Source organism: Pelagerythrobacter aerophilus (assembly GCF_003581645.1).
GTDB lineage: Bacteria > Pseudomonadota > Alphaproteobacteria > Sphingomonadales > Sphingomonadaceae > Pelagerythrobacter > Pelagerythrobacter aerophilus.
The window spans coordinates 96,663-120,652 of sequence record NZ_QXFK01000014.1; the positions used below are offsets into that span (position 1 = coordinate 96,663).

Consider the following 23,990-nt stretch of genomic DNA (forward strand, 5'->3'; position numbering starts at 1 on the left):
GTCCCGCGCCCCGGAATGCGATCAGATATCGGCTGCCGTCAGCCTGCCGCCAATGCCGCCAGCAGGAGCAGGGCGACGATGTTGGTGATCTTGATCATCGGGTTCACGGCCGGGCCCGCGGTGTCCTTGTAGGGATCGCCAACCGTATCGCCGGTCACCGCGGCCTTGTGCGCCTCGGAGCCCTTGCCGCCGTGATTGCCGTCCTCGATGTACTTCTTCGCGTTGTCCCATGCGCCGCCGCCGGCGGTCATCGAGAGCGCGACGAAGAGACCGCCGACGATCACGCCCAGCAGCAGCGCGCCGAGCGCGGCGAAGCCGTTCTCCTGCCCCGCGATCAGGCTGATCACGAAGTAGACCACGATCGGCGCGAGCACCGGCAGCAGCGAGGGAACGATCATCTCCTTGATCGCCGCCTTGGTCACGAGGTCCACCGTGCGGGCATAGTTCGGACGGCTGGTGCCGGCCATGATGCCCTTGTCGGCGGCGAACTGCTCGCGCACGTCCTTGACCACGTCGCCCGCCGCACGGCCGACCGCGGTCATTCCCATCGCTCCGAAGAGGTAGGGCAGCAGCGCGCCGAGCAGCAGCCCGACGATGACGTAGGGGTTCTCGAGGCTGAAATCGACGTCCGCGTCCGGGAAGAACTCGGTGAGGTCGGTGGTGTAGGCGGCGAACAGCACCAGCGCGGCGAGGCCGGCCGATCCGATCGCGTAACCCTTGGTCACAGCCTTGGTCGTGTTGCCCACGGCGTCGAGCGCATCGGTCTTCTCGCGCACGCTGTCGTCGAGGCCCGCCATCTCGGCGATGCCGCCGGCGTTGTCGGTGACAGGACCGTAGGCGTCGAGCGCCACGACCATGCCCGCGAGTGCCAGCATGGAGGTCGCCGCGTAGGCGATGCCGATCAGGCCGGCGAGCTGATAGGCGCCGATGATGCCGGCGACGATCACCAGCGTCGGCAGCGCGGTCGCCTCCAGGCTGACGGCGAGACCCTGGATCACGTTGGTGCCGTGGCCGGTTTCCGAAGCCTTGGCGATCGAGCGGACCGGGCGGTAGTTGGTGCCCGTGTAGTACTCGGTGATCCAGATGATCAGGCCCGTGATCACGAGGCCGAGCATCGAGCACCAGAACAGCTCCATCCCCGTGAACGGCACCATGCCGGTGCCATCGTTGAGGACCGCGTTCATATCGCCGAGCGCGTACTGTGTGACGAGCCAGATCAGTGGGATCGACAGCACCGCGGTGACAAGGAAGCCCTTGTACATCGCGCCCATGATATTGGTCCCGCCGCCCAGACGGACGAAGTAGGTGCCGATGATCGAGGTGACGATGCACGCGCCGCCGATCAGCAACGGCAGCGCCATCAGCGGCAGCAACAGGTCGCCCGCGCCGCTCAGCAGCAGGGCGGTGAGCACCATGGTCGCACCGACGGTGACGACGTAGGTTTCGAACAGGTCGGCGGCCATGCCGGCGCAGTCACCGACGTTGTCGCCCACGTTGTCGGCAATCACCGCGGGGTTGCGCGGATCGTCCTCCGGAATGCCGGCCTCGACTTTGCCGACGAGGTCGGCGCCGACGTCGGCCGCCTTGGTGAAGATCCCGCCGCCGAGGCGCGCGAAGATGGAGATCAGCGAAGCGCCGAAGGCCAGCGCGACCAGCGCGTCGATCACGATGCGGTCGTTCGCCGCATGGCCCATCGGGCCGATCAGCACATAGAAGAACACCGCAATCGCGAGCAATGCGAGGCCGGCCACGAGCATGCCGGTGATCGCGCCCGCGCGGAAGGCGAGGGTGAGGCCCTGCTGGAGCCCCGTCTGCGCGGCAGCCGCCGTGCGCACGTTCGCGCGGACCGAGATGTTCATGCCGATGAAGCCGGCGACGCCCGACAGGATCGCTCCGATGACGAAGCCGGTGGCCGAGATCGGCCCGAGAAAGATCCCGACGATGATCGCCACGACCACGCCGACCAATCCGATCGTCGTATACTGGCGGTTGAGATAAGCCCTGGCGCCTTCCTGGATGGCACCGGCGATTTCCTGCATCTTTTCATTGCCGGCGGCAGCGCCGAGCACCTGGCGGCTGGTGATGAAGCCGTACACGACGGCCAGCAGGCCCAAAACGATTGCGATCGTGACTAGATTCACGCGCTAGTCCCCTCTTCCCTGGTTTCATTTGGCCGGCGGCCCCGCTTTCGCGGGGCCGCCGGCCCGTCGAGGTATAGGGGGTGGGACGCCGCGCGCAAGAGCTTCGCGCGAAGTTGTGCCCCGGTCCAGCGCTGCCCCGAAATGCGACATCGCCAAGACAAATCCGGCCGAGTCTTGCGGCAAATCGTACTTAAGATTAAGTAAACGGTCATGCAAAAGGCGGTCCAGACGCTCTTCAAAATCATGCCGTTTCTCTTCGGCATCGGTTTCATCGCGCCGCTGATTGCGCAGACGATGATCTATTGGGGGTGGGAGCCGCCACTGGGTCTCTCGCCGATCGGCTTCGGCCTGCTCATCGGTGGGCCGTGGGGACTCTACGCGACATTGCGGGGACGATGGGTGTGACAGAGGGGCGGGGGGCGACAGACGCGATGTTTTTCCGCGAGGGGCTCGTCGAGGCGCCTGCGCGCGGCGATGCGCCGGCCATTCCGCTGACGGGTGACGCCTCGCTCGACAAGCACACCCGCGTCGCGTTGCTCAGGGAAGAGCGTGAGATCGCCCGGCGGTTCGAAGGCGGGAAGATGTGGATCTACCCGGCCTTCGCGTTCACCTGCTACGCCATCTGGCTCAGCTTCTTCCCGCTGGCGATCATGGGCTGGCTCAACCTGCCGCTTGCCTTCGTGCTGTCGACGGTGTTCGCGGTTGGCGGCTACGTCACCAGCCACGAGGCGATGCATTCGAACATCGGCCGCCCCGGCAGCAAGACGCGCTGGCTCAACGAATGGACCGGCAAGGTCTCTACCATCATCATCGTGTTCCCCTTCTCGATGGCGCGGCTGATGCACCTGGAGCATCACTACCATTGCAATCATCCGGAGAAGGACCCCGATTACCCCGACCGCGCCGACGGGCCGTGGCACGCGATCTACAAGACCTGGCTCAACCGCCAGCCCGGGGTCGACGGATCGATCCACATCTACAAGCGCATCTTGGCCGAGATGGGGACCAAGGAAGCGGCGGACTCGCTCAAGGACACGATCCGTCTGCAACTGATCTTCCTGGCCGTGCTGTTCGGCATGGCCTGGAGCGGCTACGCGATCGAGGCGGCGCTGATCTGGTGGCTGCCGCGGCACATCGGCCTCAGCTATATCCGTTTCTATCTGAGCTGGGCGCCGCACCACCCGCGCGAGGAGCGGGGCCGCTATACCAACACGCGGCTGTTCAAGAGCAGGCTCGGCCATATCGGGTCGATCGGGATGGAAACGCACTTCGTGCATCACCTCTACCCGGCGATTCCGAGCCATCGGACCAAGGAAGCCTATTACGCGCTGCGGCCGGTGCTGGAAAAGCGCGGGGTGCATTGTCCGGAGATCTAGGCTTGGCGGCCTGTTAGGGGCGATCTCTGAAGCAAGCCGTTGCACCGGGGACTCACTCAGCAGCCTCGTCATCCCAGCGAAAGCTGGGATCGCGTGCAGCATCGTCCGACCTAGCGGCCAACGATCCCAGCTTTCGCTGGGATGACGGCGGTTGATAGTTTCGAGCTAGCCGCCGTGGCTGTAGCCGAGCCCTTCAGGCGAACTGATCGGGGTTCCATCGAGGACTAGCGGAGCGTCATCGGCCCGCGCCTTCACCTTGCCGATCCGCGTCGCCGGCACCGGCGGTTCCACGCCGTCCGGCATAGTGAAGAGCAACTGATAGTCGTCCCCCCAGCGCAGGGCCTCGTCGCGTCTTGCTTCGGGCAAGACGATCGGCGGGGCGGAGCGGTCAATCGCGAAGGTCGTGCCGCTCGCTTTCGCCATGCGCCAAGAATCGAGCAGCAGACCATCGGACACGTCCATCATCGCACCGACGATCGGCGCTAGCGCGCGGCCTTCGGCAAGCAAGGGCACCGGCCTGCGGTAGGGAAGGGCGGTGTTGAGGTTTCCCGCCTGCAACGCCTCGAAGCCTGCGAGTGCCGCGCCCAGCGGGCCGGTGACGTAGATCGCATCCCCCGGCCGTGCTCCGCTACGCGAGGGCACGGGGACGTGTGTCGCACGGCCGATGGCAGTCAGTCCGAAGCTCCGGGGCGGACCGCCCGAGACGGTGTCCCCGCCCAGTAGCGGCGTGTTGTATGTGGAAAGGACCTCCCGCAGCCCCTCGAGAAAACGCGCGTCGTCCGCGCCCAGCATATAGCCCACGAGCACACCCATGGGCTCGGCACCCTTCGCGGCGAGATCGGAGAGATTGGTCGCGACCAGCTTCCACGCCACGTCGGCCGGATCCTGTCCTGGCAGGACGTGAATGCCCTCGACCAGCATGTCGTGCGTGAGGACCAGCGTTTCGCCGCCCACTTCCAGCACCGCTGCGTCGTCGTCCAGGCCGCGGGCGCCGGGATGCAGCGGCAGGCCCCGCAGAAGATCGATGAAGGCGCTCTCGCCGCTCACCGCACCTGCTTGGCGAGAGCGTCCAGCACGCCGTTGACGAACTTCGCCTCGCGGTCGTCGAAGAACGCCTTTGCGACGTCGACGTATTCGTTGATCACGGTCGCGACCGGCACATCCTCGCGGGCGAGCAGTTCGTAGGCGCCGGCGCGCAGAACCTGCAGCATCGTCTTGTCGAGGCGCGCGAGATTCCAGCCCTGTGCGAGCCGCTCGCTCAGCAGCAGGTCGATTTCGTCGCCGCGGGCGTCGACGCCGGAGACGACGTCGTCGAAGAATGCCATCTCCGCTTCGGCATGATCCTCCTCGCCGATCACCGCGCCCAGGCGGTGTCGGTGGAACTCGTCGAGCAGGCGGGCGAGCGCAGTCCCCTCCATCTCGCGCTGATAGAGCGCCTGTACGGCCGCGAGCCGCGCAGCGGAGCGGGCGAGCGTGCGTTTCGGCGGACGTGCGGACATTACTTGAGCCTCATGGCAACGGATTGGGCGTGGGCCGGGAGCCCTTCGGCTTCGGCGAGTGCCACGGCGGCGGGACCGATTGCGGCGAGCGCCGCGGGATCGAGCGAGATGAAGCTTGTGCGCTTCATGAAGTCGAGCACCGATAGCCCGCTGGAGAAGCGGGCGCGGCGGCCGGTCGGCAGAACGTGATTGGGGCCAGCGACATAGTCGCCGACGGCCTCGGGTGTGTGGCGGCCGAGGAACACGCTGCCGGCATGGCGCAGGCCGGCGAAGAGCGCCTCGGGATCGGCCACCGCGAGCTCGACGTGCTCGGCCGCAAGCCGGTTGGCGAGCGGCACGGCCTGATCGAGCGATTCGACCACGATCATCACGCCGTTGTCGCGCCAGCTCGCCTGCGCCGTCGTGCGGGTTGCGAGCATGGCCGATTGCGTGTCGATCCGGTCCTCCACCTGATTGGCGAAGGCGGCATCGTCGGAGATCAGGATCGACTGCGAGGTCGGATCGTGCTCGGCCTGGCTCAGCAGATCGGCAGCGATCCAGTCGGGATCGTTGTCCGCGTCGGCGATCACCAGAATCTCGCTCGGCCCAGCGACCATGTCGATCCCGACGACGCCATAGAGCTGGCGCTTCGCCTCAGCGACCCAGGCATTGCCCGGACCGGTGACCACGTCGACCCGCGCGATCCGCTCGGTGCCATGGGCAAGAGCGGCGATCGCCTGCGCGCCGCCGATGCGCCAGACCTCGTCCACGCCCGCGACATGCGCGGCGGCGAGAACGAGCGGATTGGTCTCGCCCGCACGCGTCGGCGTGACAACGACGAGCCGCTCGACTCCCGCGACCTTGGCAGGAATGGCGTTCATCAACAGCGAGGAGGGATAGGCGGCGCGGCCCCCCGGCACATAGAGCCCCGCCGCATCGACCGGCAGCCAGCGCGCGCCGAGGCGGACCCCGGCTTCATCGACAGTGTCGCGATCGGCGGGAAGCTGCTCACGGTGGTAAGCCTCGATCCGTTTCGCCGCGAGATCGAGTGCGTCGCGCAGATCGGGCGTCAGCGCTTCATAGGCAGCGCGGCAGTCCTCGGGTGCGATCCGCCAGTCGCTGTCGTCCACGAGGCGGTGCTTGTCGAAGCGGGCGGTGTACTCGGCCAGCGCCGCATCGCCCTTGGCCCGCACGCGCGCGATGATATCGGCGACGTCCTGCCTGACTTCGATATCGCTTTCGCGCCGCCCGTCGACCAGGCGCGTGAAAGCCGCTTCGAAACCGGGATCGGTGACGGTCAGGCGCTGCATCAGGCTGGCTCCGCCTCGGCAGCGACGGCTCGGAAGCTCTCCACGATCTCGCCGACGCGCGGATCGGTCTTGAGCGCCGCACGGTTGACGATCAGCCGGGCGGACACTTGCATGATCGTCTCGCGCTCCTCGAGCCCGTTCTCGATCAGCGTGCGGCCGGTAGAAACGAGATCGACGATCTGCCGCGCCAGACCCAGCGCCGGGGCGATCTCCATTGCGCCATTGAGCTTGACGCATTCCGCCTGGACGCCCTTGCTTTCGAACCAACGGCGCGTGAGGTTCGGGTACTTCGTGGCCACTCGCATGTGGCTCGCGCCGGCTTGCGGTTCGGCAACATCGGCCGGCGCGGCGAGCGAGAGGCGGCAGTGCCCGATGTCGAGGTCGACCGGCGCGTAAAGGTCCGAATAGTCGAACTCCTCGATCACGTCGGAACCGACGATGCCGGCCTGCGCCGCGCCGTGCGCGACGAAGGTGGCGACGTCGAAGGCGCGCACACGAATGATGCGGAGATCCTTGCGGGTCGTCCCGAAGGTCAGGCTTCGGTTGCCCTTGTCGTGGAAAGCCTCTTCGGGCACGAGACCGGCGCGGGCCATCACGGGCAGAGCCTCGTCGAGGATGCGCCCCTTGGGGATGGCGAAGGTGAGCGGTGCGGCCATTGCGCCGGGGCACTTAGAGGTCGAGTCGGGAAAGGGCAATGGAGATGGCGGGCAGCCCCCATGCAATCATGCACACGCGGTCGGTTCCGGACGGGATCGAATGGCAGGCGCAGCACGCGGCGAAGAACGGAGCGCCGGGCACCGCACGCGTGATCCGCGGCCTGCTGCCGGTGCTGGAGACGGAAACGGCGGTCGGCCGGCGCATGGCCAACTGGCAGGGCCTGCTGCTGGAGGATGCCATGCCCCTGCGGATCGCGGGCGGGCTGCACTACCTCCTGCTCAGCGGGACCGACAAGCGGTTGGAGCCGGTCTACGCCGGGCTGACGACGGATCAGAACGCGGTGGACGAACTGGTGGTCGGACTGGTCGAGACGTTCGACCACCTCCTGCTACCCTGGCTCGATCACCCGCCGCAGACGAACGAGGCCGGCCGCTCCGCCAGCATCATGGCGGGCCTGCTGTGGCTGTCCGAGCGAGCGGGGCCGCGCTTCGAGATGAATGAAATCGGTGCGAGCGCCGGTATCAACACGATGATGGAGCGGTTTCGCTTCGACCTTGGCGGCGTCATCGTGGGCCCGACAGGCTCGCCGATGCACCTCGCGCCGGAGTGGCGCGGAGCTCGGCCGCCGGACAATCCGGTCAAGATCGAGGGCATCCGCGGCTGCGATGTCCGCCCGATGGACTTGCGGGACCCCGATACCGTGCTGCGGCTCAAGAGCTACATCTGGCCCGAAGCGCGCGAGCGCGTGGGCAGGATCGACCGCGCGGCGCGGTTGGCGGCCGAACGCGCGCCTGAGCTTGATCGGATGGGAGCGGCCGAATGGGTTGAGGAAGTCCTGTCAGAGCCGCAGGTGCAGGGCGTCACTCGCACGGTGTTCCATTCGATCGTCTGGCAGTACATCCCGGAAGCCTCGCGAGAGAGGATCGTGGCTGCGATGGAGCGCGCAGGCGAGACGGCGACGGCGGACGAGCCGCTCGCCTGGATCATGCTGGAAACCAACCGCGAGACTTTCGCCCACGAGCTGCGCGTGCGCTACTGGCCTGGTCCGGAAGAGTGGACTTTGCTCGCTACGGCGCACCCGCACGGCGCGTGGGTCGAGTGGAAGGGGTGACGACGGCTAACCGGTCCGGTCCAGAAACGCATCCATCGCCGCATTCACCTCGTCCGGCGCTTCCCACGGGACGAAGTGCCCGCAGTCCGGCACTTCGACGATCGTCAGGTCCTGGATCAGTTCGTCCATCCCTTCCAGGTTCTCAGGCGGGAGTGCCAGGTCGTCCATCGCCCAGATCACCAGGGTCGGGATGGTCAGCTTCGGCAGGGGTGGGGGCGTCCAGCCCTCCGGCAGCGCATAGGGCGCATCGAGCGGCGGTACGTCGATCGGGCTCGCCCGGTACCAGTTGAGCATGCCGAACGCTGCGTCGCGGTCCTGCCAGTCCTTCAGTAGCGCCTCGCGCTCCTCTGCCTCCATCTCGCTCGGGCGATCCCACTTGATTTCCTGCATCAGAATCGCGGCGAGGCCATGCTCGCGCACGAGCGCATCGTTTGCCGGATCGCGGAAGCCGCGCATGTACTGGCTCGACTTGCGCTGGTGCTCGTTGGTGTAGAGCAGCTTCTGGAAGATCGCCGGATGCGGGGCATTGGCGACCACCGCGCGCGTGACGCGGCCGTTCGCCTGGCCGGCGAGCGCCGTACCCCAGGCGATTGCGCCGCCCCAGTCGTGGCCGATCACGGTGAAGGTCTCCACCCCAAGCGCGTCGGCGAGCAGGAACACGTCGCCGATCAGCTTGTCAGGCGTATAGGCCTCGACCTCCTGCGGCTTCGACGATCCGCGATAGCCGCGCTGGTCGGGGGCGATGCAGCGATAGCGGTCGGCAAAGTGCGCGATCTGGTGCCGCCAGGTGCGATGGCTCTCGGGAAAGCCATGGAGGAAGATCAGCGCCGGCGCATCGCGCGGCCCGGTGTCGACCACGTCGAGCTCGATCCCGTTGGCAAGCGTTACGCGCTTCTGTTCCATCCTCACCCCTCCGCTTCCATCTTCTCGATATATCCGGCCGCGACCATCGCCGCGATCTGATCGAACAGTTGATCCGGCGTCTGCCGCATCTGGCCCATCGCCTCTTCCATGCCGCGCGCAATGATGATCTCGCGCTGGTTGAGGGCGATGGCGTCGACCATGGTCTTCGCTGCCTCGTCGGCCGGAATGCCTTCGTCGATCGCCTTGTCGCTCTTGCCGCGCTTCGATCCGTCTGCCGTGAGCGCGTTGCGGCTCACGTCGGTCGCGACCGAGCCGGGGCAGACGACGTGGACCTCCACTCCGTCCCGCGACAGCTCGCCGCGCAGGGAATCGGCGTAACCGATCAGCCCGAACTTGGCCGCGCAGTAGGCGGTGCGCATCGGCACCCCGACTTTGCCAGCGATCGACGAGATGAAGACCAGACGCCCGCTGCCGCGCTCCGCCATATGGCCGATCAGGCCCTGAGCGAAGGCGATCTGCTGGGTGAGGTCGATCTCGATAATGTCGCGATAGACCTGCATGTCCGTCTTGAGGGCAGCGCTGCGCTGCGAGACGCCGGCATTGGCGACCGCGATATCGACGCCGCCCTGCCAGTCGATCGCTTGCCGCGTCGCATCGGCCAGCGCCGCATCGTCGCGCACGTCGAAGGGGAGGGTGAGTGCCTCCGTGCCAAGGTTATCGGCAGCTGCGGTGAGGCGCGCCTTGTCGCGACCCGAAAGGATGACCTTCGCACCCCGTCCGGCGAACTCGCGGGCCAGTGCCGCGCCGATGCCGGAGGATGCGCCGGTGATCCAGACGACTTTGTCTTTGAAACTCATGGATAGCTCACCGTCTTCGGTTGTTCGGGGATCGGGATGAATTCCTTGTCGTCGCCCGGGACCTTGGGAAACTCGCCGCGCGTCCAGGCGTCGCGCGCCGCGCGGATCCGCTCGCGGTCGGAGCTGACGAAATTCCACCAGACGTGGCGCCTGGTCGCGAAGGCTTCGCCGCCGAGCAGCATGACCCGTCCGCCGCGCTCGCTCGAGAGCGTCATCTGCGCTCCCGGCTCGAGCACCGTCAGCTCGTAGAGAACCAGTGGCCGCCCATCGATACTTGCTTCCCCGCCCACCAGCATGACCGCGCGCTCGTCGGCCTCCGCCTCGATTGGCAGCGCGCCCGAGGCGGCGAGCACGATATCGGCGTAGATCGTGCCTGCATGCGTCGTCGTCTGTGCGCGCTTGCCCCACAGCTCACCCATGATCACGATCGCCCTGGCGCACTGGTCCTCGACCACCGGCAAGTCGATCTGCGCTTCGAAGGCGGGATCGATCTCCTCTTGTCCGTCCGGCAACGCCAGCCAGGTCTGCATGCCGTAGAGCCACGCGCCTTTGTCGCGCTCATCCTGTGGGCTGCGCTCCGAATGGACGATCCCGCGGCCCGCGGTCATCAGGTTGACCTGCCCCGGACGGATCGTGGCGAACGTGCCCAGGCTGTCGCGGTGGTCGATCGCCCCTTCGAACAGCCAGGTGACGGTGGCGAGATTGATGTGCGGGTGCGGCCGCACGTCCATGCCGCCGCCGATGTCGAGCTGCGCGGGTCCGAACTGATCGACGAAGATGAACGGCCCGACCATCGTCCGCTCGCGCGAGGGGATCGCGCGGCGCACTTCGAACTGGCCGAGGTCGTGCGTGACCGGAGTGATTGTCTGTTCGATCATGATCCGTCGAGCTCCGGATAGTGGCGGAAGATGCCGTCCTCGTTGAACGGAATACAGCGGTCGGACGCGCGGTAGGCGGCTATACCGTCGAGTTTGCCGACCGCTTCGTGGCACACGAGCAGCCGGGGATGTCCGCGCTCCAGCGCCTCCATCCGTTGCGGGAACATGTAGCGCAGTCCCTCGACGAGCTGGAACAGCGAGGTGTCGACGTGGCTCCACTTGTGGCCGAGCACGAACGGCCCCTCGTTGGCGCCAAGTGCATCCTCGAAGTAGCCGAGGAACTTCGGCATGCGTTCGCTGCGAAAATGCTCCGCAGCCTTCCGTGCGGCGTCCTTCTGATCCTCGTAATAGAGGGCGGCCGAGATCGGATGATGCACGGCATGCACTTCGGCCACCATGTCGCTGATGGTGAGTTGGAGCGTGATCAGTTCGAGATCGCGTTCTAGCTGGCCGGCGCCGAACCCGTGCCGGTCCGCCAGCCAGGCGAGGATATGTGCGACCTGAGCGATGGCGAAGTCGCCGTCGACGAGATAGGGTGGGGCGAAGGGCCGGATGCCGCTGCGGGCCTCCAGATCCCGCACCAATGCCTCGGCGCCCTGTTCGCGGGCCATGTCGCGGTAGGCGACTCCCGCGGCTTCCAGCGCCAATCGCACGAACTCTCCGCGCCCCGGTATGCTTGGCCAGTACCAGAGCGCGTAGGCCATCAGTTCTCTCCGGGGGCGGAGGCGCGGATGGCCACGGCGTGGACGCGCTGGCCGGGAATATCGCCGAGCGCGGCGTTGACCATGCGCTGGCGGTCGAGCCGGCTCTTGCCCGTAAATGCGGCGCTTTCGATCACGATCGTGAAGTGCGATTCGCCGCTGCCGTCATCGCCGGCATGGCCATGATGCTTGGCGCTATCGTTGATCACTTCGAGCCGCGACGGCGCGAAAGCGGAGGTCAGCAGTGATTCGATTTCGGATTGCAACGTTTCAGCCATGACTCAGGTTTGGGGGTTCCCATCCGGCTTGTCCATGCCCATCCTAATGGGCGTGAAGCAGACGACGTTCCATGGCCGATACGCGAGCACGGGCCGCACTTGCGAGATGCCGGGATGTCCCGAAGCGGGCGAGTTTCGCGCACCCGGCGCGCAAGGAAACTCGTTCGACGGGCCTGGCAACTGGCGCTGGTTCTGTCTCGATCACGTGCGCGAATTCAATTCGGGTTACGACTGGTTCGAGGGGATGAGTGCGGAGGAGATCCTGGCCGCGCAGGCGCCCGCCGCCGGGTGGCGGACCGAGAGCCATGCGTTCAGGCCGACCGCCGGGCTCGACGGAATGCCGCGCTGGTCCGACTTCGACGATCCGCTCGACGCCATCGCCGCGCGGGCCGGGGGGATCAGGAGCCGCGCCCAGCGCGAGGCTCAAATGGCGATGGACGGCCGCTTCAGCCGCGAGGAGGCGCAGGCGCTTGAGACAATGGGCCTGGGTCTAGACACCGACCGCCGGCGGCTGCGGCGGCGCTATTCGGAACTGGTCCGCCGCTACCACCCCGACCGCAACGGCGGGGACCGGCGGCACGAGGGACGCCTGACCCGCGTGGTCGAGGCGTACCAGTTGCTCCGGAAGAGTGCGGCGATAGAGTAGAGCGCCGGCCTCCCCTCGTCCTTCACCTATCGGTGGCCGCGTGTGAGCTGACCGGCAAGCGATCCGCTAATCCGCCAAACCCGAAGCCAAGCCGGCCAGATCCCTTAGAACGATGCCCCATCCACCCGGTTGATCTCCAGCGCGTCGATATCGCATTCCGGCACGCAGCGCAGGTTGACGGCGACCATCTCGCCGCCGTCCGGACTGGTGCCGAGAGCGAAGGGCGTGCAGCCACACTCGGTGCAGAAGTGGTGATGGATCGTCTGCTTGTTGAACGTGTAGTCGCCGAGCTTGTCCGCCGGCGCGTCGACCGTCGCCTCGGAGGCGGGCACGAAATGGAGGATAGTACCCTTGCGCCTGCACATCGAGCAATTGCAGGTCATGCCGCTGGCGGGCAGATCGCCATTGACCGTCGCGCTGATCGCGCCGCAGTGGCAACTCGTGGTGTAGCTCATGCCTGGTTCTCCCGCGCCTGGATCTCCGCGATCAGTTGACCGTCGATCGCCTTGCCGGCCTGATAGGCTGCGCGCCCGCTGCAACCGGCGGCATAGGCCTTGAACGCGTCCCGCTCGGGGATCGTGCCGAACTGGAGGCCCCAGTCGACCGCGCTGCCGACGTAGACGTCCGCCATCGTGAATCGGTCGCCGCAAACGAATTGGCGTTCCGCAAGCCAGGCATCCAGCGTATCGATCGTGCGCTCATAATTGCCGAAGCCTGCCGTGCTCTCGCGGTCCTGCGGCACGCTCCAGCCCATGACTTTCGCCAGCACCGCCTGTTCGAGCGGACCGGCGGCGAACAGTAGCCAGCGGAAGTAGTCGGCCTTCTCGTGCTCGCGCGGGAGCAGGTCGGGCGCGCTCATTTCCGCGAGGTAGTGACAGATCGCGGCCGCTTCCGTCACGACGTGATCGTGCTCGCCATGGTGGTGCACGATCGTCGGCACCTTGCCCATGGGGTTGGCCTCGAGAAAACGCTCGGGCCTGTTCTGCCAATCGACGAGCACTTGTTCGTATTGTGCATTCGCCTCGTGCAAGGCCCAGCGGACGATCTGCCCGCGGCTCATGGGATGGGTGTAGAACGTGTATTCGGCCACGGGCGTCTCCTGCGATTCGAAGCAAAGAACATATCAAGAACATTGACATATGTCAACCGCTTTCGCAGAGCGCTTTCAGCTGATCGGCGCAGGCGCCCCAGCCGGGTTCGAAGCCCATTTCCTCATGCTGTTTGCGGGCTTCGTCGGTCCAGTGGCGGGCCTTGGCGGTGTAGCGGGTTCCGTCGCCCTCGGGTGCGATTTCCCAGATCCCGACCATGAACGGTCCGGCAGGCTCGAAGTCTCCGGTCACCGCGTCCGTGGTGACGAAACGGCGCCCCTCGTCGTAGGCGAGATAGATTCCGTTCTGCGGCATCTTCTCTCCATCCGGACCGTGGAAGGTCATCTCGCAGCGGCCGCCGGGGCGCCGCTCGACATAATCGATCTCGGCGCGCCAGGGGGTAGGGCACCACCACTCCTCCTGACGGTCGACCATGACGTCCCACACTTTCGCGGGCGGGGCGTCGATGTACCGGGTGACGGACAGTTCCTTGGTATCGCTCATCGGATCATCCTCTCTGATCGGAACGTCAGTTTCGGGCAGCCTGGTCGTAGGCGACCTTGGGGAAGAAAGTGTCGCCGCGGCCCTCGGGCGTGGTGTCGAGCAGGCCCCAGACCGGATCGGCAAAGTCGAGTCCGCGGTGATGCTGCCCGGCGTCCTCGGGGGCAAACACCAGCTCGCTGCCCCAGAAGTGACGGATCGTATCGCCGTCCTTCCGGAAGACGTTGAGCATCGGCTCGTCCCAGTTCTCGTCTTCGCCATAGCCGCGCTGCGCGCGCATGGTGGGCGTCAGCGCCGCCGTGTTGCCGTAGTAGTGCGCATTGTAGTCGTTGCCCGCGGTGGAGAGCAGCTCGAGGTTATTCCAGCCGCGTGCGTGCGCCCAGGCGGCAAGCCGGGCGATCGGCGAACGAGCAACCACGTAGAGCGGCGCGCGCTGCGGCACATGGCGTGCGGCGCCTTCGATGCAGTCGAGCAGATGCGTGCAGCCGGGGCAGGGGCTGTCTCGCTCCGGCCCGAACATGTAGCTGTAGATCAGGATCGAGGGGAACTCGCCGAACAGCTCCGACAGGCGGACCTGCTGCGGCCGGAAATCGGCGTCGATCCGCTCGAACACGAAATCCTCGGGCACTTCGCCGCCGGGTGGAAGCGCGCGGCGCATCGCGGCCACCGCTTCGGTTTGGCGGCGAAGCGCGATCTCGGCATCGAGCAGCGCGTTGCGGGCCTCGCGATATTCCGGGCTCTCGTTCGGGTATTCCATACGCGGGAAGTCGCCGGTCATAGTTCGCCCTCCGAACCGTAGGGTTTGGTGATCAGCTCGAGCAGGTGACCGTCGGGATCCTCGAAATAGACGCCGCGGCCGCCGAAGTGACGGTTGATCTCGCCGGCCTTGCTGCGCGCCGGATCGGCCCAGAAGGTCAGGCCCTTGTCCCTGATGCGCGCCATGCCAGCGTCGAATTCCTCGTCCGAGACGAGAAATGCGTAGTGCTGCGGTGAAACCGGCCCTTCTTTCTCCATGAAATCGAGCGAGACGCCGTTGGCGGCATCGACGATCTCGAAATGCATGAAGGTTCGCGGTTCGGGCAGGCCGAGTATCTCGGCAAGGAAACGTGAGGAGCGATGCCTGTCGCGGCACCAGACGATCGTATGGTTGAGCTGGGCAGGCATCGGGTTTCTCCTCAGTCGCGGTCGGGGGCCCCGAGCGGGAACAGTGGGCGGTAGGGCCGCGCGTCGTCGACGCAGCGCGCGACCGGCGGCAGGGCGAGCAGTTCGGCGCGCAGCGCGGTCAGGTGTGGGCAGTCTTCGGGAATGCGCTCGACCCAGTCGGCGTAGAACAGCGAGGGTGCGGCGGCGCAGGTCACCAGGCTGACATGCTGCGGCAGCGTGTTTGCTGCCAGCCAGGTCTCGAGCCAGGAATAGACGCGGCGCAGCCCCTCCTTCCCGCCATCCACTTCGGCCGGGTCCGGATTGTCCATGTCGACGAGATAGGCGGCCACCACTCTCATCACGCCGCCGTTCATTACGTAGCTGTCGAACACACGGTCGAGCATACGTGCGGTGACCGCCTCCGCAGGATCGGCCGGGATCAGCGGAGCGCTGCCGGGATGATGCAGCGCGAGATGCTCGACGATCGCGGTCGCCTCGATCACCGTGGCATCGCCGTCGACGAGCACGGGGAACTTGCCGGCGGGATGCGCGGCCTGCACGAATTCGCCGTTCGCCGGATGATCGGGGCCCACTTCGCGAAATTCGAACTGCGTGCCGTTCGCATAGAGCGGGATCAGCGCCTTCCAGGTGTAGGACGAGAACGGGTGGCCGTAGATTGTGAGCATAAGATCGGTTCCTGCCTATTGCGCCGGATGGGTTGCGTCGGGGGCGAGTTGCGCGCGCGTCATGCGGCGCCCTTGAACACCGCGTACTGCGCGGCGAAGGCCCGGTTGTAGGCGGGGCGGGCCTCCGCCCGTGCCACGTAGGCAGCGAGGTTCGCGAACTCGTCGAGAATGCTCGACCGCCGCAACCTGAGCAGCACCGAGGCCATCATCAGATCGCCCGCGCTGAACCCGCCGTCGAGCCACTCGGTATCGCCGAGGCGTGCCGCAAGCTGTTTCAGCCGGTCGCGCACACGATCCTTGACCAGTGGCAGGCGCTCGTCGCTCCACGGCTTGTCGCGTTCGAGCAGCACGGCGTTCTGCAACTCGAAGATCGGCGGCTCCACCGTGTTGAGCGCGGCGAACAGCCAGCCGATGGCACGCTCCCGCGCGTCCCGATCCTCGGGCAGCAGGCCGGGATGGTGCGTCGCGATGTGGAGCACGATTGCGCCCGACTCGAACAGCACGAGACCGCCTTCCTCGTACGTCGGGATCTGTCCGAAGGGATGAAGCGCCAGGTGTGCCGGCTGCTTCATCTCCTTGAACGAGACCAGGCGGACGTCGTAGGGCTGTTCCGTTTCCTCCAGCGCCCAGCGCACGCGCATGTCGCGCGCCAGGCCCTGGCCGCGGTCGGGAGATCGCGCGAAGGCGGTGATGATCGGGTGCATGGTGCCGCTCCTGCCAGTGCGAGGCGGTTCAGCCGCCGCGCCGCGCGGCTTCGATCTTGGCGACGTCGATCTTCTGCATCGTCATCATCGCCTCGAACGCGCGCTGCGCTTCCTCGCCGCCCGCCGCCATGGCTTCGGTCAGCACGCGCGGGGTGATCTGCCAGTTGAGGCCCCACTTATCCTTGCACCAGCCGCAGGCCGATTCCGCTCCGCCGTTGCCGACGATCGCGTTCCAGTAGCGGTCGGTTTCCTCCTGGTCCTCGGTCGCGATCTGGAACGAGAACGCCTCGGTCTGCGGGAAAGTCGGCCCGCCGTTGAGACCCAGGCACGGAATGCCGCACACCGTGAATTCCACGGTGAGCACGTCGCCCTTCTTCCCGCTCGGGAAATCGGACGGGGCCTTGCGCACCGCCGTCACTTCGCTGTCGGGAAAGGTTGCGGCGTAGAACTTCGCGGCTTCTTCCGCGTCGCGGTCGAACCACAGGCAGATCGTGTTCTTGTTCATCGTCTCTCTCCTTAGGATTTACGCGGACCGACGAGGCCGAAAGCGGCGCCTTGCGGGTCCATGCAATGGACCGCGAATTCGCCGCCCGGGATCTCCATGATTTCGTCCAGCAGCTTGCCGCTGTTGTCGGTCACCGCTTTCGCGGCACGGTCGATGTCGTCGACTCCGATGTAGTAGGTCCAGACCGACTGCGGCGCTTCGGGCAGCTTGCGCATGATCGCGCCGATCATCCCGTCGTCATGGTGGATGAACTGGTAATCGCCCAGCTCGCCCATCGGCATGCTCTCTTTCTGCTCCCAGCCGAAAAGCTCGGTGTAGAGCGCCACGGCGGCGGCCGGATCGGTCGTCTGCAGTTCATTCCAGCGCACGTGCTGCGGCTTCTCGTAATCGAACACGTCGCTCTGCGCGTCGGGCTGATCCGGCGGCGGGGTAGGGGTCATCACATAGATTGGCGCGCCCTGCGGGTCGGCGACCAGCGCCATCCGGCCAACGCCTTCCATGTCCTGCGGGGCGATGAAGGTCGTGCCGCCGGCCTCGACAATCCGCGCGACCGCGGCGTCGACGTCCGGGACATGGACATATCCGAACCAGCCGGGCCTCGCTCCCTCCTCGCACATGGCGTCGGTCAGGGTGAACACGCCGCCGGCGAACCCGCCGTCGCTGCGCTGGATCATGCGATAGTCCGGCCCGCTCGCGGGCATCGAGCTCTGCGCTTCGATGTCCCAGCCGATCACCTCGCGGTAGAATGCCCGCGCGCCCGCCGGGTCGGGGGTCATCAGCTCGTACCAGATGAAGCTGCCTCTATCCTCGGCCATTGTTCAGTCTCCCTTCCTTGTCTCGTCCGCCGCGGCGAAATGGGCGAGCTGGTCCGCGCGTGCCTTCGCGAAGGCGGGACGGGCGGTGACGCGCGCGACATATGCCTCGGTCGCCGGCCGGTCGCCGTGCGCACGCAGTTTGGCGACGCGCAGCACGTCGGCCATGATCAGGTCGGCGGCGGTGAAGCGGTCGGCGGCGAGCCACTCGCGATCCGCCAGAACAGTCTCCAACTGACCCAGGCGCTGGTCCAGCCAGCCGGTCAGCCCGTTCTCGGGGTCGCCCATGACGTTGAGGAACCACCACGGCACCGAGACCATCTCGATCGAATTGAGCGCGCTCACCACCCACTGCAGCACCTGCGCTTCCCCGACCGCGTCACGGGGCATGAGTGCCTCGCTCTTCCGCGCCAGATGGATCAGGCACGCTCCGCTTTCGAAAAGCGCGATCTCGCCGTCCTCCAGCATCGGCACCTGGCCGAACGGCTGGCGGTCGAGGTGATTGGTCTCGCGATCGTCGAAGGCGACAGTGCGGACGGCATAGGGCAGGCCGGCCTCCTCGCACGCCCAGCGCAGCCGGAAGTCGCGCACGAAACCGCGCGGGCCTTCCGGCACCCAGTCGTACGTCCAGATCGTGATGGTCTCGGCCATTGTCCCTGCGCCCTTCGATCAGGCGTCGATCATCGGGCGGAAGCCGCCCCAGAACATGCGCTGCCCGTCGAACGGCATTTCACCGTCGGGCTGCATATCCGGATCGGCCATGATCGCTTCCCACGCCTTGTCGCGGGTCGGCTTGTCGGGCCATTCGACGTAGGAGAAGATCACCCCTTCGCCGTCCTTGGCCTTCACCGCGCGGCGATAGTCGGTCACTTTGCCGTCGGGAAGATCGTCGCCCCAGGCCTCGACCACGCGGACCGCGCCGCGCTCGATGAACTTGCCGGCGACGCTCTGGGCCAGGTCGCGATAGGCGTCCTTCTTGTCCACGGGGACAGGCACGAGATAGCCGTCGGTGTAGCCCGGCTTGCCTTCGCCGCGCTCGTCGACGATTGCCTCGAACCCGCCGAAGATCATGCGCTTGCCGTCGAAGGGCATGGTCTCGCCCATCTTCTCCATCCGCTCGTCGCTCATCATCTTCTCGTTGGCGGCGTCGCGGGTGGCCTTGTCGGGGTACTCGAACCACGAGAACACGACCGTCTCGTCGTCTTTCGCCTGTACCGCGCCGTAGAAGTCGGTCACTTTGCCTTTGGGCACATCGTCGCCCCAGGTCTCGACCATGCGAGCGGCGCCGAACTCGCGGAACAGCGGTGCCGCATCCGCGGCATGCTTGCGGTAGGCATCCTTGTTCGCGGTCGGAACCGCTGCGACAAATCCTTCCAGATAGGTCATCGTCTCTCTCCTTGTCAGCTTTGCTTCACGGGCGCGCCGATGGACCAGCGATGTCCGAACGGATCGGTCACCTGCCCGTACCGGTCGCCCCAGAACTGGTCGGCGAGCGGCATCGTTTCGGTTGCTCCGGCTTTCAGCGCGCGCGAGAACCATGCGTCCGCATCGTCGACGTGAAGATGGAGCGTTACCGCGGCCGGCTTGCCCGCGGCCTGGCCATATTCGGGGAAGTCGTCGTTCAGCATCAGCGAACCGCCGTTGATGTGGAGGTGGGCGTGCATGATCCGCTCGCCGTCCTCCGCCATATGCGGTTCCATGACCTGCTCGGCGCCAAAGGCCGCCTTGTAGAAATCGATTGCTTCCTTGGCGCGCTTTTCGCCGATCGTCAGATGCGGGGTGACGCCTGCGAGTGATTGGTGCTGGCCGTTATTCATGGTTCGTCTCCTTGGACTATTGGTCGCCCCATCCGGCGGGCGGCTTGCCGGTGAATCCCTGAAGCTGTGCCTCCAGCGCGCGCTGGAAGGCCGGGCGTGCCTCGCCCCGCTCGCGGTAGGCGGCGAGGTTCGGATAGCGATCGAACATGTCGGCGAGTTCGCCGCCGACCATCTGCAGCACTGCGATCATCATCAGGTCGCCCACGCTGAACGTGCCTTCGAGCCACTCGGCCTCGCCGAGCCGGTTCGAAAGCTCGCCCAGCCGCTCGTCGATCCGCTCCCGGATCGCGGGCTTGCGCGGCTCGGACCAAGGCTGATCCGCTTCGAAGATCGAGGCAATGGCCCAGTCGCTTAAGTGTGGTTCTATCGTGTTGAGCGCAGCGAAGACCCATTCCGCGGCCCGCGCCCTAGCATGCGGCCCTTCCGGCAGCAGGCCCGGCGCGCGGTCCGCGATGTGGAGCACGATCGCGCCCGACTCGAACAGCGTCAGGTCGTCTTCCTCGAACGTCGGAACTTGGCCGAACGGCTGGCGGGCGCGATGCGCGGGCATCTTCTGCGTGCCTTGCGGGAGATATTCGACCCGGTAGTCGAGCCCGGCTTCCTCCAGCGCCCAGCGCACCCGCAAGTCGCGGACAAGGCCGCGCGCGAAATCGGGCACCCAGTCGTAGGCCGTGATCGTGATCGGAGCATTGGGATCGATGGCCATGGATCAGTCCTTCCGGCTGTCGAATGGGAAGACGGAGCGGAGTGCCGGATTCCTCAGCCACAGCCCGCCCCAGACCATCAGGCCGAGATAGACCCCGAACAGCGTGTGCGTGAGCAGCGGGCTGTCGATCCGCAGATGCGTGGCGATCGCGCCGCCGAGATAGCCGGTGATCAGGACCGCACCGAGCACGGCCGTGCGCGGCCAGATGTAGAGCAGCGTCGGGATCAACAGGAGGATCGCGAGCGTGTACATCGTGCCCACTTCCGGCGGCCAGCCGAGATCGGGCGGGCTGTATTTGATCGCGAGTTCGGGGGCGGCCAGCTTGAATCCCGCATCGAACAGCAGGAAAGCGATTACCAGTCCGCTGAGGACCCGCCCCACCCAGACCCCTGCCGGGGTGCGGAACGTGGCGGAGGTAATCTCGGTGTCGGCAACGGTAGCCATCGGTTTGCTCCTCTCTACCGGAAGGGCGCGGATCGGCCCGCGGACCGTCAGGCCGGGGTCTCGCCGTCGGGCAGGGCGCTCATGTCCATGAACGCGTTCTCCCAGATGTGTCCGTCGGGATCCTCGAAGCTGCGGCCGTACATGAAGCCCATGTCCTGCTGCGGCGTGGGATCGGCCTTGCCGCCGGCGGCGACGGCCTTGCCCACGATATCCTCCACCGCGTCGCGGCTGTCCTGGCTCAGCGCGAGCATCACCTGCGCGCTCTCGTTCGCATCGGGAATCGCCTTGCTGGTGAAGGTTTTCCAGAAGTCGTGCTTCAGCAGCATGACGTGGATCGCGTCGGACCAGACCATGCAGGCCGCGTTGTCATCGGTGAACTGCGGATTGTTGGTGAAGCCAACGGCTTCGTAAAAGGCCTTCGACCGGTCGAGGTCGGTGACGGGCAGGTTCACGAAAATCATCTTGGTCATGGCGGTTTCCTCTCGGTCTTTCGCATTGCCTTTTCGCTGGGGGCGAATCGGAACTTGCATTTTCTGAACGACTCGGTTACAAAAAGCAACCATGAAGTTACAAAAAGAAACTGACACCGCCAAATCCCCCCATGGCAAGTGGTATGGCGACGCCTGCGGCACCGCGTTTGCCATGGAGCTCGTCGGGGAGCGGTGGTCGCTGCTGATCGTCAGGGAATTGATGCTCGGCGCGCGGCGCTTCTCCGACATCAGGACCGCGCTGCCGGGGATCAGCGCCAAAGTGCTGACCGAACGGCTCGGGTCGCTGGAGGAGGCGGGCGTGCTCGTCCGGCGTCAGTTGCCGCCGCCGGTGAAGGCGCAGGTCTACGAACTCACCGAATGGGGCTATGCCGCCGAGCCGCTGATCCAGGAGGCCGGGCGCTGGGCCGCGCAATCGAGTGCGCACGATCCGACGCTGCCGCTCTCCAACGTCTCGCTGATGCTGTCGATGCGCACGATGGTCGACAAGGCGCGGATCGGCGAGATCGAGGGCACGATCGGCTTCGCCATCGGTGAGGACGGCTTTGTCGCCGAGCCGGGCGAGGGCGTGCTTCCGATCCGGCGCGGCGATCCCGACGAAGCCGACGCGATCTTCCGTGCACCGATTGCCGCGGTGATCGCGGGCGGGCTCTACGCGGGCGTACCGTGGGAGGAGCTGGAGCGCGGGGCCGGCCTTTCGATCGAGGGGGACCGCGATCTGGCCCTGCGCTATGCTGGCATGTTCGGCCTGCCGCCCAAGCTCGCCTAGGCGACTAGTTTCACACAAGAGCAGTAATGAATCGCACTATCGCGAGGGTTCGCTCGACTAACCGAATAGCGTTGCGATGTCAAGATAAAAACACCAAATAGGCTAATTTTGCCGAAAGGCCCAGCGCAGCGTCTTGCCAACGACCCAAGTGGCCGCGCGGGCGGGGATCGCCTCGACGCCCGGTCTGTCCAGCCCCAGCATCGAGCGTGCGAAGGGCGGTAGCAGCGCAATCGCCTCTGCTCGCAACATGGCCTGCAAGGCCGGCGGCGCTCCTTCCGGCCGCTGGGTCAACACGAGTTGTGCGACCTCGCGCGCTTCCGGCGATCCGCGCAGGTCGGCGCGCAGTTCTCGGAAGATCGCCTCTGCCTCGCGCTGGTTCTCGGGCACGGGGTCTGCGCCGAGCGCACGGGCGATGACCGCGAACTGGCGGTAATACTCGTCGCGCGCGCCATTGGGCATCTCGGGCCGGACGAGCCGCAGATAGGCGGCGAGAAAGCTGGTCGCTTCCGCCACGTGGACCCAGGCCAGCGTGCGCGGATCGCGGGCGGAGTACGGTGTCCCATCGGGCAGGGTGCCACCCACCTGTTCGTGGATTCGATTGACCCGCGCGATCGCCGCGTGGGCGTTGTCGCGATGGCCGAAGGTCGTCACGGCGATGAAGCGTGCGGTACGCCGCAGCCGGCCGTGCATGTCCGCGCGAAAGTCCGAATGATCGAGCACGCCTTGCAATGCATGCGGGTGGAGCATTTGCAGCAGCAGGCCGCGGATGCCGCCGACCATCATCGCCACGACATCGGCATGCACCAGGCGAATCGGAGTGTCCTTCGCGAACAGCGCTTCGTCCGAAGGCGGAACGGGCTGCTGGCCTTCCTCGTTGAAAGTCGCGCGCACCCGGCGAACCAGTTCCTGGCGAAGACGGTCGGTCGGGCGGGGCGGAGGCATGCGGTCCAATATACTGTTGGCCGGCCGGAATGAAATCTCGCTGCAAGCGCGCTTGCAGCCGCTCCCGCGCGCGTATAGGCACCGCGCCCGAGATGAACGACATGACCGACAAGAGCTTCGAAGCCTCGAACAAGACCGTGATGGCCGCACCCGACACCGAAGTCGACGTGCGTGAGACCTTCGGCATCGACATCGACTGGAAAGTGCCCGCCTTCTCCAAGGCGGACGAGCGCGTGCCCGATGTCGACCCCGCCTACGTGTTCGATCCTGATACGACGATGGCGATCCTCGCCGGCTTCGCGCACAACCGGCGGGTGATGGTGCAGGGCTACCACGGCACCGGCAAGTCGACCCACATCGAACAGGTCGCCGCTCGCCTCAACTGGCCGTGCATCCGCATCAACCTCGACGCGCATATCAGCCGCATCGACCTCGTCGGGCGCGACGCGATCGTGCTGCGCGACGGCTTGCAGGTGACCGAGTTCCGCGAAGGGCTGCTGCCCTGGGCGCTGCAGCATCCGGTGGCGCTGGTGTTCGACGAATACGACGCGGGTCGGCCGGACGTGATGTTCGTGATCCAGCGCGTGCTGGAACAGGCGGGCAAGCTCACGCTGCTCGACCAGAACCGTGTCATCCGCCCCGATCCGCATTTCCGCCTGTTCGCAACCGCGAATACGGTCGGCCTCGGCGACACCAGCGGGCTCTACCACGGCACGCAGGCGATCAACCAGGGACAGATGGACCGCTGGAATATCGTCGTCGCGCTCAACTACCTGCCGGCCGAGACCGAGCAGCAGATCGTCGCGGCGAAGAACCCCGATACCGATTCGAAGACCATCGCCGACATGATCAAGGTCGCCGACCTGACCCGGCAAGGCTTCATTAATGGCGATATCTCCACAGTGATGAGCCCGCGCACGGTCATCACCTGGGCGGAGAACGCGGCCATTTTCAAGGACATCGGCTTTGCCTTCCGCCTCAGCTTCCTCAACAAGTGCGACGAGGCCGAGCGGATGCTGGTGGCCGAATACTATCAGCGCGTCTTCGGAGAGGATTTGCCGGAGAGCGTGGTCTCGGGCGCCTGATCG

Annotated in this window: 32 protein-coding genes; 6 read left to right on the forward strand and 26 right to left on the reverse strand. The window is 66.3% G+C overall.

Going from position 1 to position 23,990, the window contains the following annotated elements:
• Nucleotides 1–38 precede the first annotated feature (38 nt).
• The gene (locus D2V04_RS04265) at nt 39–2,141 is read right to left on the reverse strand and encodes a sodium-translocating pyrophosphatase (protein ID WP_119512060.1); all 2,103 of its coding nucleotides are present in this window, start codon (nt 2,139–2,141) and stop codon (nt 39–41) included.
• Between the two features lie 210 nt (nt 2,142–2,351).
• Here D2V04_RS04265 and D2V04_RS04270 point away from each other — a divergent pair, with 210 nt between their 5' ends.
• Both D2V04_RS04270 and D2V04_RS04275 read left to right on the forward strand, forming a co-directional pair.
• Nucleotides 2,352–2,546, forward strand: a complete 195-nt coding sequence (locus tag D2V04_RS04270) for a hypothetical protein (protein WP_119512061.1) — start codon at nt 2,352–2,354, stop codon at nt 2,544–2,546.
• A gap of 26 nt (nt 2,547–2,572) precedes the next feature.
• Nucleotides 2,573–3,517 carry a fatty acid desaturase gene (locus D2V04_RS04275; protein WP_119512579.1) on the forward strand — a complete coding sequence of 315 codons (945 nt, stop codon included), beginning with the start codon at nt 2,573–2,575 and terminating at the stop codon, nt 3,515–3,517.
• A 165-nt stretch (nt 3,518–3,682) separates the two neighbouring features.
• Here the strand turns inward: D2V04_RS04275 and thiL are convergent, their stop codons facing one another.
• From thiL to hisG, 4 genes are read right to left on the reverse strand one after another with little or no spacing between them, the layout of a single operon-like run.
• Complete coding sequence (gene thiL, locus D2V04_RS04280; protein WP_119512062.1) at nt 3,683–4,564, reverse strand: thiamine-phosphate kinase; 882 nt, start codon at nt 4,562–4,564, stop codon at nt 3,683–3,685.
• A complete protein-coding gene (nusB, locus tag D2V04_RS04285) occupies nt 4,561–5,016 on the reverse strand; it encodes a transcription antitermination factor NusB (protein ID WP_119512063.1) in 456 nt (151 codons plus the stop codon). Before nusB ends, thiL begins: the two co-directional genes overlap by 4 nt.
• A complete protein-coding gene (hisD, locus tag D2V04_RS04290) occupies nt 5,016–6,305 on the reverse strand; it encodes a histidinol dehydrogenase (protein WP_119512064.1) in 1,290 nt (429 codons plus the stop codon). The genes nusB and hisD overlap by 1 nt, the downstream gene beginning before the upstream one ends.
• Entirely contained in the window at nt 6,305–6,961 is a 657-nt protein-coding gene (gene hisG, locus D2V04_RS04295; RefSeq protein WP_119512065.1) for an ATP phosphoribosyltransferase, read from the reverse strand. The genes hisD and hisG overlap by 1 nt, the downstream gene beginning before the upstream one ends.
• A gap of 44 nt (nt 6,962–7,005) precedes the next feature.
• Between hisG and D2V04_RS04300 the strand changes: the two genes are divergently transcribed.
• Nucleotides 7,006–8,073 (forward strand): DUF2332 domain-containing protein, encoded by a 1,068-nt coding sequence (locus tag D2V04_RS04300; RefSeq protein WP_228766262.1) that lies wholly within the window; start codon nt 7,006–7,008, stop codon nt 8,071–8,073.
• A 6-nt stretch (nt 8,074–8,079) separates the two neighbouring features.
• On the opposite strand, the gene D2V04_RS04305 is transcribed toward D2V04_RS04300, so the two are convergent.
• From D2V04_RS04305 to D2V04_RS04325, 5 genes are read right to left on the reverse strand one after another with little or no spacing between them, the layout of a single operon-like run.
• Nucleotides 8,080–8,976, reverse strand: a complete 897-nt coding sequence (locus D2V04_RS04305) for an alpha/beta fold hydrolase (RefSeq protein ID WP_119512066.1) — start codon at nt 8,974–8,976, stop codon at nt 8,080–8,082.
• A 2-nt stretch (nt 8,977–8,978) separates the two neighbouring features.
• Complete coding sequence (locus D2V04_RS04310; RefSeq protein WP_119512067.1) at nt 8,979–9,794, reverse strand: SDR family NAD(P)-dependent oxidoreductase; 816 nt, start codon at nt 9,792–9,794, stop codon at nt 8,979–8,981.
• Nucleotides 9,791–10,672 carry a pirin family protein gene (locus D2V04_RS04315; protein WP_119512068.1) on the reverse strand — a complete coding sequence of 294 codons (882 nt, stop codon included), beginning with the start codon at nt 10,670–10,672 and terminating at the stop codon, nt 9,791–9,793. The genes D2V04_RS04310 and D2V04_RS04315 overlap by 4 nt, the downstream gene beginning before the upstream one ends.
• A complete protein-coding gene (locus tag D2V04_RS04320) occupies nt 10,669–11,376 on the reverse strand; it encodes a glutathione S-transferase (RefSeq protein WP_119512069.1) in 708 nt (235 codons plus the stop codon). Before D2V04_RS04320 ends, D2V04_RS04315 begins: the two co-directional genes overlap by 4 nt.
• On the reverse strand, nt 11,376–11,651 hold the full coding sequence (locus D2V04_RS04325) for a BolA family protein (RefSeq protein ID WP_119512070.1): 276 nt from the start codon (nt 11,649–11,651) through the stop codon (nt 11,376–11,378). The genes D2V04_RS04320 and D2V04_RS04325 overlap by 1 nt, the downstream gene beginning before the upstream one ends.
• Before the next feature lie 52 nt (nt 11,652–11,703).
• Here D2V04_RS04325 and D2V04_RS04330 point away from each other — a divergent pair, with 52 nt between their 5' ends.
• Nucleotides 11,704–12,297, forward strand: a complete 594-nt coding sequence (locus tag D2V04_RS04330; protein WP_119512581.1) for a DnaJ domain-containing protein — start codon at nt 11,704–11,706, stop codon at nt 12,295–12,297.
• A 104-nt stretch (nt 12,298–12,401) separates the two neighbouring features.
• On the opposite strand, the gene D2V04_RS04335 is transcribed toward D2V04_RS04330, so the two are convergent.
• From D2V04_RS04335 to D2V04_RS04405, 15 genes are read right to left on the reverse strand one after another with little or no spacing between them, the layout of a single operon-like run.
• Entirely contained in the window at nt 12,402–12,752 is a 351-nt protein-coding gene (locus D2V04_RS04335) for a GFA family protein (protein WP_119512071.1), read from the reverse strand.
• Nucleotides 12,749–13,387, reverse strand: a complete 639-nt coding sequence (locus D2V04_RS04340; RefSeq protein ID WP_119512072.1) for a glutathione S-transferase family protein — start codon at nt 13,385–13,387, stop codon at nt 12,749–12,751. Before D2V04_RS04340 ends, D2V04_RS04335 begins: the two co-directional genes overlap by 4 nt.
• A 52-nt stretch (nt 13,388–13,439) precedes the next feature.
• Nucleotides 13,440–13,889: an SRPBCC family protein gene (locus D2V04_RS04345; RefSeq protein WP_119512073.1), complete on the reverse strand. Its 450-nt coding sequence runs from the start codon at nt 13,887–13,889 to the stop codon at nt 13,440–13,442.
• A 25-nt stretch (nt 13,890–13,914) separates the two neighbouring features.
• Complete coding sequence (locus tag D2V04_RS04350; protein ID WP_182849656.1) at nt 13,915–14,664, reverse strand: DUF899 family protein; 750 nt, start codon at nt 14,662–14,664, stop codon at nt 13,915–13,917.
• Nucleotides 14,661–15,050: a VOC family protein gene (locus D2V04_RS04355; RefSeq protein ID WP_119512074.1), complete on the reverse strand. Its 390-nt coding sequence runs from the start codon at nt 15,048–15,050 to the stop codon at nt 14,661–14,663. The genes D2V04_RS04350 and D2V04_RS04355 overlap by 4 nt, the downstream gene beginning before the upstream one ends.
• A gap of 11 nt (nt 15,051–15,061) precedes the next feature.
• Nucleotides 15,062–15,715, reverse strand: a complete 654-nt coding sequence (locus D2V04_RS04360; RefSeq protein WP_119512075.1) for a glutathione S-transferase family protein — start codon at nt 15,713–15,715, stop codon at nt 15,062–15,064.
• A gap of 59 nt (nt 15,716–15,774) precedes the next feature.
• Nucleotides 15,775–16,419, reverse strand: a complete 645-nt coding sequence (locus D2V04_RS04365; RefSeq protein ID WP_119512076.1) for a glutathione S-transferase family protein — start codon at nt 16,417–16,419, stop codon at nt 15,775–15,777.
• Between the two features lie 28 nt (nt 16,420–16,447).
• Entirely contained in the window at nt 16,448–16,924 is a 477-nt protein-coding gene (locus tag D2V04_RS04370; protein ID WP_119512077.1) for a VOC family protein, read from the reverse strand.
• 11 nt (nt 16,925–16,935) lie between these two features.
• Nucleotides 16,936–17,739, reverse strand: a complete 804-nt coding sequence (locus tag D2V04_RS04375; RefSeq protein WP_119512078.1) for a VOC family protein — start codon at nt 17,737–17,739, stop codon at nt 16,936–16,938.
• 3 nt (nt 17,740–17,742) lie between these two features.
• Complete coding sequence (locus D2V04_RS04380) at nt 17,743–18,387, reverse strand: glutathione S-transferase family protein (protein WP_119512079.1); 645 nt, start codon at nt 18,385–18,387, stop codon at nt 17,743–17,745.
• A gap of 18 nt (nt 18,388–18,405) precedes the next feature.
• The gene (locus D2V04_RS18460) at nt 18,406–19,122 is read right to left on the reverse strand and encodes a DUF1428 domain-containing protein (RefSeq protein ID WP_119512080.1); all 717 of its coding nucleotides are present in this window, start codon (nt 19,120–19,122) and stop codon (nt 18,406–18,408) included.
• Between the two features lie 14 nt (nt 19,123–19,136).
• The gene (locus D2V04_RS04390; RefSeq protein ID WP_119512081.1) at nt 19,137–19,553 is read right to left on the reverse strand and encodes a VOC family protein; all 417 of its coding nucleotides are present in this window, start codon (nt 19,551–19,553) and stop codon (nt 19,137–19,139) included.
• 16 nt (nt 19,554–19,569) lie between these two features.
• Entirely contained in the window at nt 19,570–20,259 is a 690-nt protein-coding gene (locus D2V04_RS04395) for a glutathione S-transferase family protein (protein ID WP_119512082.1), read from the reverse strand.
• A gap of 3 nt (nt 20,260–20,262) precedes the next feature.
• Nucleotides 20,263–20,703, reverse strand: coding sequence for a DoxX family protein (locus D2V04_RS04400; RefSeq protein ID WP_119512083.1), 441 nt, complete (start codon nt 20,701–20,703; stop codon nt 20,263–20,265).
• 47 nt (nt 20,704–20,750) lie between these two features.
• Nucleotides 20,751–21,173 (reverse strand): VOC family protein, encoded by a 423-nt coding sequence (locus D2V04_RS04405; protein WP_119512583.1) that lies wholly within the window; start codon nt 21,171–21,173, stop codon nt 20,751–20,753.
• 91 nt (nt 21,174–21,264) lie between these two features.
• Between D2V04_RS04405 and D2V04_RS04410 the strand changes: the two genes are divergently transcribed.
• Entirely contained in the window at nt 21,265–21,960 is a 696-nt protein-coding gene (locus D2V04_RS04410) for a winged helix-turn-helix transcriptional regulator (RefSeq protein ID WP_119512084.1), read from the forward strand.
• Between the two features lie 102 nt (nt 21,961–22,062).
• On the opposite strand, the gene D2V04_RS04415 is transcribed toward D2V04_RS04410, so the two are convergent.
• Nucleotides 22,063–22,902 (reverse strand): oxygenase MpaB family protein, encoded by an 840-nt coding sequence (locus tag D2V04_RS04415; protein WP_119512085.1) that lies wholly within the window; start codon nt 22,900–22,902, stop codon nt 22,063–22,065.
• 92 nt (nt 22,903–22,994) lie between these two features.
• Here D2V04_RS04415 and cobS point away from each other — a divergent pair, with 92 nt between their 5' ends.
• Nucleotides 22,995–23,987, forward strand: coding sequence for a cobaltochelatase subunit CobS (gene cobS / locus D2V04_RS04420; protein WP_119512584.1), 993 nt, complete (start codon nt 22,995–22,997; stop codon nt 23,985–23,987).
• Nucleotides 23,988–23,990: the final 3 nt, after the last annotated feature.